Genomic DNA, 13446 nt, shown 5'->3' with positions numbered 1-13446 from the left:
GGTCCCGGCGTCGGAAGCCACACGCCGAGAGGTGGTGGAGATCGGCACACCGGATGCGAGCAGCTGTTGCGACAGTGGGGAGAGACGCTGCGGCTGACGTCGTGCGCACACCGGAGGCCATGGGACTGCCCTTAGGGTGGCCCAATGCCGGTTAGCGTACTTCTGGTCGACGACGAACCCCTCGTCCGCGCGGGGCTGCGCGCGGTCCTTGAGGCTCAGCCCGATATCGAGGTGGTGGGCGAGGCGGGCGACGGCGCCGCCGTGATCCCGCTGCTGCACCAGCTGCGGCCGGACGTGGTGGCCATGGATGTCAGGATGCCGTTGATGGACGGCATCGAGGCCACGCGGGTGGTGCTGCGCACGGTGCCGAATCCGCCGAAGATCCTCGTGGTGACCACCTTCGAGAACGACGAGTACGTCTACGAGGCGCTGCGCGCCGGCGCGGACGGCTTCCTCATCAAACGTGCCCGGCCCTCCGAGATCGTGAATGCGGTGCGTCTGGTGGCCGAGGGTGAGTCGCTGCTCTTCCCGGCGGCGGTCAGGCAGCTCGCCGCCGAGTACGGGACCAGCAAGGCGCGTGCGGCCATGGATCGGGCAGCGCTCACCGAACGGGAATCCGCGGTGCTCCGGCTGATGGCCCGCGGCCTGTCCAACGCCGAGATCGCCGCCAAACTCGTGGTCGGCGTCGAGACCGTGAAGACCCATGTCAGTGCGGTGCTTGCCAAGTTGGGTGCCAGGGACCGCACGCAGGCGGTGATCGCGGCGTACGAATCCGGGTTCGTCGCCCCGGGCTGAAGTCCCCGCCCGGGGAAGCCCACCGTGGCCCACAGTCGCCCCGCACCTGGGCAACGAGTACCATCCGCCTGACATGCGCCAAAGCTGGGAGGACACACCGTGGGCCGGCTGACCGGTGGGGATCCGTCGCTGTTGCGACGCATCAATTCCGCGGTGGTGCTGCACGCTCTGCGTGGCGCCGGCTCCCCGACGCTGACGGACCTGACCCGGATCACCGGGCTGTCGCGGCCGACGGTCGAGGGGGTCATGGAGGGGCTCTTCGAGGCCGGACTGGTCGTCGAGTCGGTGCCCGACGGGGGCGAGACCCGACGTCAGGGGCGGCCGGCCCGCCGGTTCAGGTTCCGTGCCGAGGCCGGGCATCTGCTCGGCATCGAGATCGGCCCGCACCGCGTCTCCGCACTCCTGTCGGGGCTGGACGGCCGGATCATCGGCGCGGGCGCCCGTGAGGTGTCGGAGACCGCCTGCGCCGACGACCGGCTCGACAAGGTCCGGGCCGTGGTGGCGGACCTCCTGCGGCGGACGGGCGTGGCCCGGAGCAGTCTGCGTGCGGTGGGGGTGGGCAGTCCCGGCATCGTGGAGGCCGACGGCACGGTTCGGCTGGGAACCGCTCTGCCCGGCTGGACGGGTCTGGCGCTGGGCGAGCGGCTCAGGCGGTCCTTCCGCTGCCCCGTCCTGGTGGAGAACGACGCCAATGCCGCAGCGGTGGCGGAGCACTGGAAGGGTGCGGCCACCGAGTCCGACGACATCGTGTTCGTGCTGGCGGGGCTGAGCCCTGGTGCCGGTTCGCTGATCGGCGGGCGGCTGCACCGTGGATTCGGCGGTGCGGCGGGCGAGATCGGCGCGCTGCATCTGCTCGGGCGGGAAGTGACCCCGGAGCGGCTGCTGTCCACGACGGACACTCCGCTGGATCCGCTGGACGAGGTCGCGGTCGCCGATGTGTTCGCGGAGGCCCGGCGCGGCGATGTCCGTGCGCAGGCGGCGGTGGAGCGCTTCATTCAGCGCCTGGTGCACGATGTGGCGGCGCTGGCGCTGGCCCTGGACCCCGAGCTGGTGGTGGTGGGCGGCTGGGCCACCGGGCTGGACGATGTGCTCGATCCGCTCCGCGGCGAGCTGGCCCGCTACTGCCTCCGGCCGCCGCGGGTCACGCTGTCGCTGCTCGGCGAGGCGGCGGTGGCCACCGGTGCGATGCGGCTGGCTCTCGACCACGTCGAGGAGCAGCTCTTCGCGGTGGAGGGAACGGTGACGGCCCGCCGCTGAGTGCGACGGGCCGTGCGTACCGACGGACGGTGCGTACCGACGGACGGTGCGTACCACCGGACGGTGTGTGCCGACGTCTACCGGTGGTGGAACCGGCCTCGGTCAGGAGGCCTGGCGCTCCTGGTCGTGGTGGCTGATCTCCAGGTCGCCCGAGTCACCGAAGGTGAGCCGGCAGGTGTCGGCCCGGTACGTGGCGACGGAGAGCGCGGCGGTACCGCCCGCCGCGAGGTAGCGGGTGGTGACGACGAGCACGGGGGCTCCGGGCAGCCGGTCGAGCTCCTTGGCGTCGTCCACGCGTGCCGAGCCGAGCTCCACCGACCGGTCCTGGCCGTCGAGGCCGAGGCGGTGCAGTTCGCGCAGGACACGGCGGGCCAGGGCGGGCCCGGACGGGGCGTCGATCGCGGAGAGTTCGGGCACGGACGAGGACGGGACGTACAGCAGCTCCGCCGCGACGGCCTGCCCGTTCGTCACCCGGATCCGGCGCACGATGTGCACCGGCTCGTCGGCTTCCACGTCGAGCGCGGCTGCCACTGACGACGGCGCGACCGCCACCGAGCAGTCCACCGGCTGCCAGGCCTCCGCCGGACCGCCACCGGACCAGTCCCGCTGTGCCGTGGAGACGGCGACCCCGACGCGCGGCGGGGCGACGGTGGTCCCGACGCCACGGCGGCGCTGGAGCCTTCCTTCGAGTTCGAGCTGTTCCAGAGCCTGCCGGAGCGTGGCTCGGGCGACTCCGAACCGGGCGGCGAGCTCGCGCTCGTTGGGCAGGATCTCCCCCACCGCAAAGTCCGAGTCGAGTGCCTCACTGAGCACGGTCTTGAGGTGCCAGTACTTCGGCTCCTGCACCGGTTCCAGCTGCGTGGTCCCCACCCTGTCCTCCGCAATCACCCAGCGGCTATTCCGCGACGTTATTTATTAAAGGTTCCTGTCTTAACGTTGTGACCATAGGACGGTACACATCCTTGGTCAAGACCAATCCTGGGTCGGTGACGCAGCGAAACGGGTATCTGCCGCAGAGCGTTCACAGGACGTTCGTGGTGCCGTGAGGCGAGCGCAGCAATGAGCCCCACGACCGGCAGGACGTGGGGCTTCGGGCCGGGACGGCGTGCAGAGCGCCGGTCAGGCGCCCGCCACTCCTCCGGACCGCTCCGGGAGGTCGGCGAAGCGAGTGAGCTTGTCAGGGTTGCGCACGATATATACGCACTGGATGAGCCCGTCCTCGATGTCGAGCTGAACGACCGAGTCGACCTTCCCGCCCAGGAACAGCAGCAGGCCCGGCCCGCCGTTGAGCTCCAGCAACCGGAAGTCGAGGTCCTCGGTCTGTCCGTGGGCGACGGCGAAGAGGAAGCGCCCGACCTTGTCAGCGCTCTCGATGATCCGCAGCGGCGCCCTGGACTTTCCGCCGCTGTCCCCGACGAGCCGCGCGTCGGGCGCGAGCAGGGCCAGCAGTTGCTCGATGTCGCCGCCCGCCGCCGCGGCGAGGAACCGTTCGGTGAGGTCACGGCGGTGTGCCGGGTCGACGTCGTACCGCGGCTTGCGCTCCTCCACATGGTGCCGCGCGCGGCCCGCCAGCTGGCGCACCGCGGCCTCGGTGCGGTCCAGGGCGGTGGCGATCTCCGCGTACGGGAAGCCGAAGGCCTCGCGCAGTACGAAGACGGCTCGCTCCAGCGGCGAAAGCGACTCCAGGACCACCAGTACGGCGACCGACACCGAGTCGGCCAGCACCGCCTGCTCCACGGTGTCGGGAACGGCGGGTCCGAAGTCGGTGACGACCGGCTCCGGCAGCCACGGCCCGACGTACGACTCGCGACGTGACTGAACCTGCCGCAGCCGGTCGATGGCGAGGCGGGTGATGATCCTCACGAGAAAGGCGCGCGGCTCCCGCACGTCCTCTCGGGGTGCGGAGGACCAGCGCAGCCACGCCTCCTGCACCACGTCCTCGGCATCGGCGATCCGGCCGAGCATGCGGTAGGCAACGCCGGTGAGCACGGGGCGGTGGCTCTCGAAGACATCGGTGGCGGTGTCGGCTGTCACTTCTCCATCCCAGCCGACCTGCCGCACCCTGTCCAGCGCGAATCGCCCGCCCCTCTTGAAGTGCCGGCTACCGAACGGTAATTGTTATTGACGAGACGTCTAAGTCGCCTTCAGGCATGGCCCGTTCATGCCGGATCAACCCGGGAGCACCAGCATGGCCACCACGGTCTCGTTCAGCGTCGACTCACCGCAAGGGCCCCGGACGGTGTCCGTGGCGTATGAACGGACCGGTGCCGGCGAGCCGCTGCTCCTGCTCCACGGCATCGGCCACCACCGTCAGGCCTGGGACCCGGTGTTGTCCGTGCTCGCCGTGGAACGCGATGTGACAGCCATCGATCTCCCCGGCTTCGGTGTCTCGCCGGAACTGCCCGACGGACTGGCGTACGACCTGCCGACGATGGTCGGGGTGCTCGGCGCCTTCTGCGCGGCGATCGGCCTGGACCGACCGCACGTGGCGGGCAATTCACTGGGCGGGCTGCTGGCGCTGTCACTCGGGCGGGAGAAGCTCGTACGGTCGGTGACGGCGCTCTCGCCCGCGGGTTTCTGGACCGAGGGCGAGCGTCGCTATGCGTTCGGGACGCTGCGGGCCATGCGGCGGGCCGCGTTGTCGATGCCGGTGCCGCTGATCGAGCGGCTCTCGCACAGCGCCGCCGGGCGCACGGCACTGACCAGCACCATCTATGCCCGGCCCGGCCGCCGTTCGCCCGGGGCCGTCGTCGCGGAGACCCTCGCACTACGCGAGGCGACCGGATTCCACCGGACGCTCGCCTCCGGGGGAAACGTCGCGTTCACCGACGACGTCCAGGGGCTGCCGGTGACCGTCGCCTGGGGCAGCCGGGACCGGATACTGCTGCGCCGGCAGGGGATCAGGGCCAAGCACACCATCCCCGGGGCCCGGCTGGTCCGGCTTCCCGGCTGCGGTCACGTGCCGATGAACGACGATCCGGCGCGGGTGGCGCGCGTCATTCTCGACACCAGTCGCTGACGGCGTACCGGGCACCGGATCCGTATCCCGGGTCGCCGCCCTCCGGGACAGCACGCCCGATCCGAGGGCGACTCCCAGCCCGACCAGAAGGCTGCCGCCGACCTGTGCGACGCCGTACGAACCGGCGTCGACCAGCGGTGCGGTGAGGGCGGCGGAGACCGGGATCAGGCCGGAGAAGAGCGTGGCGCGCTCGGCGCCGATGCGCTGCATGCCCATGTACCAGCAGACGAAGCCGATGACGGTTACCACTGCCGCCTGCCACAGCAGGGCGATCGTCTCCGCCCCGGTGGGCGTCCGCAGGGCCTCGCCGCCGTCCAGGACGAGACCGAGGCAGAGCGACTCGGCGGCGGCGAGACCGCAGACCGTGGCGGACAGCAGCTTCGGTCCGAGCGGCCGCAGTACCGGTACGGCGATGACCGCGAAGCCGACCTCGCCCGCCAGCACGCCGGCCGAGCAGAGGATTCCCGGCAGGTCAGTGCGGCCCCAGCCCTGGACGACGAAGGCCCCGGCGGCAACGAGCGCGGCCGCGCACAGGACCGTACGCGTGGGCCGACGGCGGTCCATGAGCGGTGCGAGTACCGCGACGAAGATCGGCGCGCAACCGACGAACACCCCCGGAACGGCGGGTTCCGCGGAGCGTTCCGCACCGAGCACGGCGAGGTTGAAGCCGACCATCCCGATGGCTGCCAGCAGCGCGAGCCGTCCCCACTGGCGCAGGGTCACGGTGCGCAGCACGGCGGCCGGCCGGGCCCCCTTGTCGCGGGCCAGGAGAAGTACGAGCAGGAGTGCCGCGAGGCCGTAGCGCAGCGCCTGGCCGCCCGCGTACGGATAGTCGCCCAGGACACTGTTGGCGGTGAAGGACGCACCCACGAGGATGCAGGCGAAGGCGGCCAGGAGCGCCCCGCGCAGAGAGCTGATGTTCATGGCATCGACGCTAGGCAGCCGGGCGGTCCGGTTTAAGGTCCACTCTCATGATGTCTTCGGGGACCAATTCGCGGCCGGACCGCGCTCAGGGCGGGGAGTTCGGCGGCGCCGCCTGGGAGTTGCTGCTTCCGGCCGCCGCGGCGCCGGTCCGACGGCGTGGCCGTGCCCTTCAGTCGGCCCTGCGCGAAGCCGTACGCTCCGGTCTTCTCGTTCCGGGTACACGGCTGCCGTCCAGCCGGGCGCTGGCCGCCGATCTGCGGGTGTCGCGTGGGCTGGTCACGGAGGCGTACGAGCAGCTCACGGCCGAGGGCTACCTGCGCAGCGGACGTGGCGCGGGCACCTGGGTGAGCGAGGCCGTTCGGGCTCCGGTACCGGGGGCGCGTGATCTCGCGCCACGGGCCGAGGGCGTGCGCGTGGACTTCCGGCCCGGCTCACCCGATCTGTCGCTGTTCCCGCGCGGTGCCTGGGCCGCGGCCCATCGCTCGGTGCTCGGCCGGCTGCCGCACGGCGCGCTCGGCTACCCCGATCCGCGCGGGCTGCCCGTCCTGCGCGAGGCCCTGGCGGCGCTGCTTTCCAGGCGCCGTGGTGTGGTCGCCGATCCGGAGCGCCTGGTGGTGTGCTCCGGCGTGGCGCAGGCGACGACTCTGCTGGGGTTCGTGCTGCACGGGCGGGGGATGCGGTCCGTCGGCGTCGAGGATCCCGGGAGCCCCGAACACTCCGCGCTGTTCGCCTCCGCGGGCATCACCACCGTCGGCCTGCCGCTCGACGACGAGGGGCTGGCGCCCGAGCCCCTCGTACGCTCGGGCGTACGCGCCGTCGTCACCACTCCGGCGCACCAGTTCCCCACCGGGATCGCCTACTCGGCCGCCCGCCGCGGCCGGCTTCTGGAGTGGGCGCGCGCCGCGGACGGGCTGATCGTGGAGGACGACTACGACGGCGACTTCCGCTACGACCGCGCACCCGTCGGCGCGCTTCAGGGACTCGATCCGGAGCACGTCGCGTACACCGGCTCGGTGAGCAAGTCGCTGGCGCCCGGGCTCCGGCTGGGCTGGCTTCTCGCACCGGCGGACATGACCGACGAGATCGTCGCCCGCAAGCGCACGATGGATCTGGGCAATCCGGCCGTCGACCAGGCGGTCCTCGCCGACTTCATCACCCGCGGCGGCTACGACCGGCAGTTGCGCCGCTGTCAGCGCGCCTATCGCGAGCGCCGCGACACGCTCACCTCGATGCTGGCCGAGCACTTCCCCGGAACCGAGGTGAGCGGGATCGCCGCGGGCCTCCACATCATCGCCGCGCTGCCCGGGCGGTACGGCCCGGAGGCGGTGTTCATGGCGCGCGCGGCCGATGCGGGTGTCGCTCTGCGGCCGCTCGGTGCCTGCGGCACCCTGCCCGGCGAGGACGGGGCGGTGCGCCTGGTGCTCGGTTACGCGCATCTGGCTCCGGCGGAGATCGAGCGGGGCGTACGCCTGCTGGCGGCGGCGCGCCGGGGCGCGAACGGACGGGCTGCCGACGGCGGTGGCCGGGTGTTCATCTGAGGTTGGTGTGCCCGCCGCCGACGGGAACGAGGGTGGGGACGCCAGACCGGTCACCCGTTTCGTTCCGCTGACCACTGCCCCGGAGGCACCTCGATGTCGTACCGTCCGCGATTCCCGTCCCCCGCCCGCCGCAGCGTGCTGCGCGGTTCGCTCGCCGCGTCGGCCGCGCTCGCGCTGCCCGCGGTGGGTTCCGCGGCCCCCGCCTTCGCGCTGTCCGGGCGGCCGCGTGCGGCGTGGGGTGTACAGGTGGGTGATGTCACCTCGTCGTCCGCGCTGGTCTGGGTGCGGTCGGACCGGCCGGCCCGCATGATCGTGGAGACTTCGGCGACGGAGTCGTTCCGGCGGGCCCGCACCTGGCACGGGCCGCTCGTCGGATCCGGCACCGACTTCACCGGCACGACACCGCTGTACGGGCTGCCGCCGGGCGAGCAGGTGCACTACCGGGTGACGCTCGCCGATCCCCACGACCCCCGCCGCACCGGCGAGCCGGTGCGCGGAACCTTCCGGACGGCACCTGCCCGGCGCCGCGACGGGGTGCGCTTCCTGTGGTCGGGCGACATCGCGGGGCAGGGCTGGGGAATCAATCCGGACATCGGCGGCTACGCGGTGTACGACGAGATGCGCCGCCTCGATCCGGACTTCTTCCTGTGCAGCGGTGACAACATCTACGCGGACGGGGTGATCGAGCCCAGCGTGACGCTGCCCGACGGGCGGGTCTGGCGCAATGTCACCACCGAGGAGAAGGCGAAGGTCGCCGAGACCCTTGCCGAGTACCGCGGGAACTTCCGCTACAACCTGCTCGACCACAATCTCCGTGAGTTCAACGCGCAGGTCCCTTCGATCGTTCAGTGGGACGACCACGAGGTGCGCAACAACTGGTATCCCGGGCAGATCCTCGACGACACCCGGTACACCGAGAAGAACGTGGATGTGCTGGCGGCCCGTTCGATGCGGGCGTTCCGCGAGTACTTCCCGGTGTCCACCCTGCATGCCTCTTCCGGGGAGGGCCGGATGCACCGCGTGGTGCGGCACGGTCCGCTGCTCGATGTGTTCGTCCTCGACATGCGGTCCTTCCGCAACGCCAACTCCCCGGGCCGGCAGGCCGACGACACGACGGGCATCCTCGGTGCCGAGCAGCTGCGTTGGCTCAAGCACGAGTTGTCCCGGTCCCGCGCGGTGTGGAAGGTGATCGCCGCGGACATGCCGCTGGGACTGGTGGTCACCGACGGTGCGACGGACTTCGAGGCGGTCGCCCAGGGCGATCCCGGGGCCCCGCTCGGCCGTGAACTGCAGATCGCGGAACTGCTGCGGTACATCAAGCACCGCCGGATCACCGGCACGGTCTGGCTGACGGCGGACGTGCACTACACGTCGGCGCAGCACTACGAACCGGAGCGTGCGTCGTTCAAGGACTTCGCGCCGTTCTGGGAGTTCGTGTCGGGACCGCTGGCCGCCGGTCAGTTCCAGGCGAACGAGCTCGACGCGACGTTCGGTCCCGACCGGGTCTTCGTCCGGGCGCCGGACCGGGCGAACGTGTCGCCGATGGAGTCGCCGCAGTACTTCGGAGAGGTGGACATCGACGGCGACAGCGGCGAGTTGACCGTGCGACTGCGGGCGCAGGGCGGCTCCGTACTGTTCAGCAAGGTGCTGCAGCCGGGGCGCGTCGGGCAGTGAACCGACGCCCTGCGACGGGCCCCCGGGCGATGGCCGGGGGCCGATTGTCAGTGGTGGGATCTACGGTTTTCCCATGACCCGATCCGTTCAGGCATTGGCCTACGCACGCCCGTCAGCATTGGAGTCCTCGCAGTCGGGGCAGCTCCTCGGGCTGGAGACCTCCGGTGGCCTCACACCGCGGGGCGCCGAGTCCCGTCCCCGGTTCTTCTCCGGCTTTCTCACCTCGCCGGGGATCGCCGCCCGGGGCCTGCTGGCCGTGGCGGACGTGGCGTCCACGCGCTACTACCAACGCACCTTGCCTTCGTCGCTCGATCCGGTGGTGACGGGCAATGGCGACCGACTGCGCTTCGAGTCGTTCTCCGGCTGCTGCGGGGTGTACGCACGCCTCGACGTGCTGCAGGACGGTCTGGACGGTGCGCGGACGGGTCACGGCACGACGAATGTGGATGTCAACAATCCGCTGCGGGAGGCGCTTTCGCGGATAGCGGGGGACGATCCGCTGCATCTGCGGGTGGGGCCGGACGAGATGGCCGTCACCACTCTGGACGGCCCGGTCGTGGAGAAGAAGGTGCCGCTGCCCGACCGGTGGCTGCGCGGCTTCGCCGAGGCCCAGGTGGTGTCGGCCGGTTTCGATCTGCGGGCCGAGCTGCCGGCCGCCGAGGCCGTCCGGTTCCTCCGTTCGCTGCCGCGATCGTCGGGGAACGCCTCGCGTGGTGCCCGGTGGGTGGTTCCCACCGGGAAGACGCTGCGGCCGACGACCCGGCCGGTGGCCGGGGCGGTGTGTCTGCCCGGACCGGAGCGGCTGGTGGCGTTGCAGCGGGTGCTGCGTCATGCCACGTCGTTGCGGGTGTACGGGCCGGTCGCCGACGGGGCCGCGACGGCGAGTGCCTGGGAGGTCGTGCTGCCGGGCATGCGTCTCACCCTGACGCTCTCGCCCGATGCCTCGCGCGGTTTCTCCGGCGAGGGCGGCGTGCTCGACGCGCTGGCCACCGATGACGCCGCGGCCGACGCGGAGCTGGTGTCCGTGCTGCTGGCCTGGGAGCCCCGGATCGACACCGCCGATCTGGCGGAGCAGTCGGGTCTCACGGTGGAGCGGGTACGGGCCGCGCTCACCCGGCTGGGGACGGCGGGCCGGGTCGGCTACGACCTCGCCGACGCGGCCTACTTCCACCGCGAGCTGCCGTACGACGCCGACCGGGCCGAGCGGCACAATCCTCGTCTGGTGGCGGCCCGGCAGCTGGCCGGCTCGGGGGCGGTCGTGCTCGACGGGGACGTGGCGACCGTGATCTCGGGAGAACGCCGCTATCAGGTGAGGGAGCGGGAGGGCATGCTGAGCTGTACCTGTCAGTGGTGGGCGGACTATCGCGGGCGGCGGGGCCCGTGCAAGCACGCTCTCGCCGCCCGTATAGTCCGTCGCACCGCGCCGGTCGCCGGGGGTGTGCGATGAACGAGCTCCTCACCGCCGTACGGGAATCGCGCGCGCACGACGTGCCGGGGCTGCTGGCCGGGATGGACCGGGCGGAGCGCAAGGCGGCGCTGGCCGAGCTGAAGACGATCCGGAAGGAGGCACGGAACTGGTCCTGGACCGAGCAGGGCAAGGTCCGCAAGGCCCTGCTGGTGGCCGGTGCGGGCTGCCAGACGAGCGCCGCGGCGTGCGCCGCCTGGATCGGCGGCCGGGATCTGACCGGCTGGGGCCGCTCACCCTTCCCCCTGGTCCTGGCGGTCCTGTCGGACCGTGACCCGGAATGGCTCGGTGATGTCGCGCACCGGCTGGCGGCCCGGCCCGCGACCGCGGAGCCCGCGTACGAGCTGATCGCCGGGCTGGTGAAGCAGGCCCGGTGCCCCGTGCCCACGTCGGAAGGCTTCGTGCAGGGCTGGGCCGAGTCCCTCTCGGCCGCACAGTTGCGTCGCCGCAGGAGGCGGCCCCTCGTCGACAGGCTCCGTGACGACCCGTTCGCGGCCACCCTGCTGCCACGGATCTTCGAATTGACGGAGCTGCCGCCACCGATGCTCTGGCCCGACGATGCGAGCGATCCGTACCAGTGGGCCGCCACGCTGGCCGCTCTCCCCGAAGAGGGACTGCTGGAGCGGCCGGTGCTCGTGGAAGCCTGTGTGACCCGGCTGTTGCGCGGTGGCAAGGTCAACGAGCTGCGGTTCTTCCTCGGTCTTCTGCGCACGCTCGAACTGACCGAGCAGGAGGAGTCCGAGCGGGTCGCCGACTGGACCGGGATGGCCGCGGACGGCGCCTCCACGGTGGCCGGTCACGCCCAGGCGGTGCTCGCCCGGCTGGACGGGCGTGGTGAGCTTTCCGTGCGCGCCCTGGCGGACATCTCGGCCTCCGTGCTGTTCCGTACCGAGAAGAAGCTGGTCCGGTCCCAGCTCGTGCTGCTCGGCAAGGTGCTGCGCCGCGATCCGTCGGCGGTCGACGAGCTGCTGCCCGTCGTCGCGAGCGCCTTCGAGCACGAGGACATCGACGTCCAGGAGCGGGCGCTCAAACTGGTGGCCCGGTACCTGCCCGCCGCCGGGACGCCGGTGCGGGAAGGGCTCGCCGCGTCGGCCGCGCTGCTGGGCCCGGCTCACCGCGCGATGGTGACCGAGGTCTTCGGCGGTCCGGCGGTCGGGCGGTCCGGGACGGAGGGGTACGAGGAGTTGCTGCCCCCGGTACCGGAACCGCAGCCCCTCGATCCGCCGCCCGCGACGCTGCCCGAACTGGTCGAGGTGGTGGTGGCCCTGATCAGGTCGGCGACGCCGGACGTCACCGCCTTCGAGCGGGCCCTGGACGGGCTGGTGCGCCATGCCCACAACGACCGGTCGGCACTGGCCGACGCGTTGCGTGACGCGCTGGCGGGAGAGTGGTGGGTCGAGGGCGAACCGCCGTCGCAGACCGAGCGGTCTCTCCGCTCGGAGACGAGCATCAGGGTCGTCGTGGCCACGCTGCTCGGACGGGTGTCGGCACGGGCGGTGAAGGAGGAACGTGAGTCCTGGACCGGCACCGGGACCTGCGTCCACGCCGCGCTGGACGGCATCCTGAAGGCCCGGCTGTGGGAAGCGGCCGACGCCATGCTGAACGGTGGCACTCCGTTCCTGCTCGCCACCCCCACCTGGCACACCGGCTCGCTCGACCCGGCCGTGCTGGTCGAAAGGCTGGGCACCTGTCAGCGGCTCGGGGTCCGGCCGGGCGAGGCCGACTTCGCCCAGGCACTGCTGCGTGTGCGTCGCGGAGATCAGCTCGGGGCCGCCGAGGCGGCGGCGCTGCTCGGCACCCCCGAAGGCGACCGGCTGGCGGCATGGCTGCGGGCCGACGAACCGCTCGCGCGGGTGTACCGCTTCGATCTGGAGAAGAGGGTCCGGCAGGGGCAGACGGTCGTCCGGTCGTCGCGCGCGCTGATGGCCAGCCGGGAACGCCCGCTCATCGAGGAGGAGTTCCCTCGTTCCTTCCACTGGCTCGGCCGGCCGCAGGTCCCGGCGCACAGCCACTGCTACCACTGGGACGGCCGCCCGGACCAGTGGACCGCCACCCTGCCCGAGGACGCCGAGACACTGGCCGCCTGGCTGTTGCCGAACATCGCGACCGGTGTGGTCGAGGAAATACGCGACACCCTCTCGCCGCTCCTGCTGCTGGCCGAACAGGACGCGCCCGCGGGGGAGGCCGTCCGTCTGATGGTGGCGTACGGACTGGGGGCGCGGCATCCGGAGGACCGGTTGCTGGCGGTGGACGCTCTGCTGATTCTGGCCGCCCGGCAGCAGCTCGACGCGGCGCTCCTCGGTGAGCAGTTGGCGACGCTCCTCGGAAACGGTCTGATCAAGCCCAACCGCCTGGCGGATTCCGTCCGTACCGCCGCCGCCACCGGGGCGTACCGGACGGTGCTGTCCGCGCTGACCGGCGCCCTGCCGGGACTGCTGGCGCAGGAGAAGGCGCCTCGCGGACTGGGCGACCTGCTCTCCGTGGCCGCCGAATGCGTGGAGCACTGCGGCGCGGCGGGCGGTGGGGATCCGATACCCGGCCTCGCCGAAACGGCCGCGCGCGGCGGATCCTCGCAGTTGGTACGTCAGGCGGTACGGCTGAAGGCCGCCTGGGAACAAGGCTGATGCGTCCGCACCGAAGCCCAGGCGCAAGGCCGCAGCACAGCCCCCAATAAGGAGAAAGTGGCTAAAAAGGGACTAGATCCACACTTAACCCATCAGTCACAGAGTGTTCGCGGTCAGGCAACAACGCTCGGTCAGAGTGAAGCCATGACT

9 protein-coding genes and 1 pseudogene are annotated in these 13446 nt (G+C 71.8%); 7 read left to right on the top strand and 3 right to left on the bottom strand.

Going from position 1 to position 13446, the window contains the following annotated elements; all coding sequences use genetic code 11:
• The first annotated feature begins 144 nt into the window (after positions 1 to 144).
• Together AADR41_RS03745 and AADR41_RS03740 are read left to right on the top strand one after the other, a co-directional pair.
• On the top strand, positions 145 to 795 hold the full coding sequence (locus AADR41_RS03745) for a response regulator (protein WP_124719109.1): 651 nt from the start codon (positions 145 to 147) through the stop codon (positions 793 to 795).
• 99 nt (positions 796 to 894) lie between these two features.
• Positions 895 to 2052 carry an ROK family transcriptional regulator gene (locus AADR41_RS03740; protein ID WP_342279921.1) on the top strand — a complete coding sequence of 386 codons (1158 nt, stop codon included), beginning with the start codon at positions 895 to 897 and terminating at the stop codon, positions 2050 to 2052.
• Between the two features lie 102 nt (positions 2053 to 2154).
• On the opposite strand, the gene AADR41_RS03735 is transcribed toward AADR41_RS03740, so the two are convergent.
• Together AADR41_RS03735 and sigJ are read right to left on the bottom strand one after the other, a co-directional pair.
• Positions 2155 to 2922 (bottom strand): GntR family transcriptional regulator, encoded by a 768-nt coding sequence (locus tag AADR41_RS03735; RefSeq protein WP_342279920.1) that lies wholly within the window; start codon positions 2920 to 2922, stop codon positions 2155 to 2157.
• 249 nt (positions 2923 to 3171) lie between these two features.
• Complete coding sequence (gene sigJ, locus AADR41_RS03730) at positions 3172 to 4086, bottom strand: RNA polymerase sigma factor SigJ (protein WP_342279919.1); 915 nt, start codon at positions 4084 to 4086, stop codon at positions 3172 to 3174.
• A gap of 154 nt (positions 4087 to 4240) precedes the next feature.
• Between sigJ and AADR41_RS03725 the strand changes: the two genes are divergently transcribed.
• Entirely contained in the window at positions 4241 to 5071 is an 831-nt protein-coding gene (locus AADR41_RS03725; RefSeq protein ID WP_342279918.1) for an alpha/beta fold hydrolase, read from the top strand.
• 75 nt (positions 5072 to 5146) lie between these two features.
• On the opposite strand, the pseudogene AADR41_RS03720 reads toward AADR41_RS03725, so the two are convergent.
• Positions 5147 to 5995, bottom strand: a pseudogene (locus AADR41_RS03720) (DMT family transporter); the annotation flags it as partial.
• Between the two features lie 47 nt (positions 5996 to 6042).
• On the opposite strand from AADR41_RS03720, the gene pdxR reads away from it, so the two are divergent.
• The 4 genes from pdxR to AADR41_RS03700 all read left to right on the top strand — a co-directional run bounded on the left by pdxR (position 6043) and on the right by AADR41_RS03700 (position 13296).
• Entirely contained in the window at positions 6043 to 7533 is a 1491-nt protein-coding gene (gene pdxR, locus AADR41_RS03715; RefSeq protein WP_342279917.1) for a MocR-like pyridoxine biosynthesis transcription factor PdxR, read from the top strand.
• 93 nt (positions 7534 to 7626) lie between these two features.
• The gene (locus AADR41_RS03710; RefSeq protein WP_342279916.1) at positions 7627 to 9207 is read left to right on the top strand and encodes an alkaline phosphatase D family protein; all 1581 of its coding nucleotides are present in this window, start codon (positions 7627 to 7629) and stop codon (positions 9205 to 9207) included.
• Between the two features lie 73 nt (positions 9208 to 9280).
• Positions 9281 to 10654, top strand: a complete 1374-nt coding sequence (locus AADR41_RS03705; protein ID WP_342279915.1) for an SWIM zinc finger family protein — start codon at positions 9281 to 9283, stop codon at positions 10652 to 10654.
• Positions 10651 to 13296: a DUF7825 domain-containing protein gene (locus AADR41_RS03700; protein ID WP_342279914.1), complete on the top strand. Its 2646-nt coding sequence runs from the start codon at positions 10651 to 10653 to the stop codon at positions 13294 to 13296. Before AADR41_RS03705 ends, AADR41_RS03700 begins: the two co-directional genes overlap by 4 nt.
• Positions 13297 to 13446 lie beyond the last annotated feature (150 nt).

Origin of the sequence: Streptomyces sp. CLV115 (genome assembly GCF_038448545.1) — a bacterium.
Classification (GTDB): domain Bacteria; phylum Actinomycetota; class Actinomycetes; order Streptomycetales; family Streptomycetaceae; genus Streptomyces; species Streptomyces sanglieri.
Note: the sequence above shows the minus strand (reverse complement) of the source record. Positions and strands in the feature narration are given on the sequence as shown.

Coding starts and splice junctions, on each gene's coding strand:
- AADR41_RS03745 (WP_124719109.1), top strand. CDS start 145: ATGCCGGTTAGCGTACTTCTGGTCGACGACGAACCCCTCGTCCGCGCG.
- AADR41_RS03725 (WP_342279918.1), top strand. CDS start 4,241: ATGGCCACCACGGTCTCGTTCAGCGTCGACTCACCGCAAGGGCCCCGG.
- pdxR (WP_342279917.1), top strand. CDS start 6,043: ATGATGTCTTCGGGGACCAATTCGCGGCCGGACCGCGCTCAGGGCGGG.
- AADR41_RS03710 (WP_342279916.1), top strand. CDS start 7,627: ATGTCGTACCGTCCGCGATTCCCGTCCCCCGCCCGCCGCAGCGTGCTG.
- AADR41_RS03705 (WP_342279915.1), top strand. CDS start 9,281: ATGACCCGATCCGTTCAGGCATTGGCCTACGCACGCCCGTCAGCATTG.
- AADR41_RS03700 (WP_342279914.1), top strand. CDS start 10,651: ATGAACGAGCTCCTCACCGCCGTACGGGAATCGCGCGCGCACGACGTG.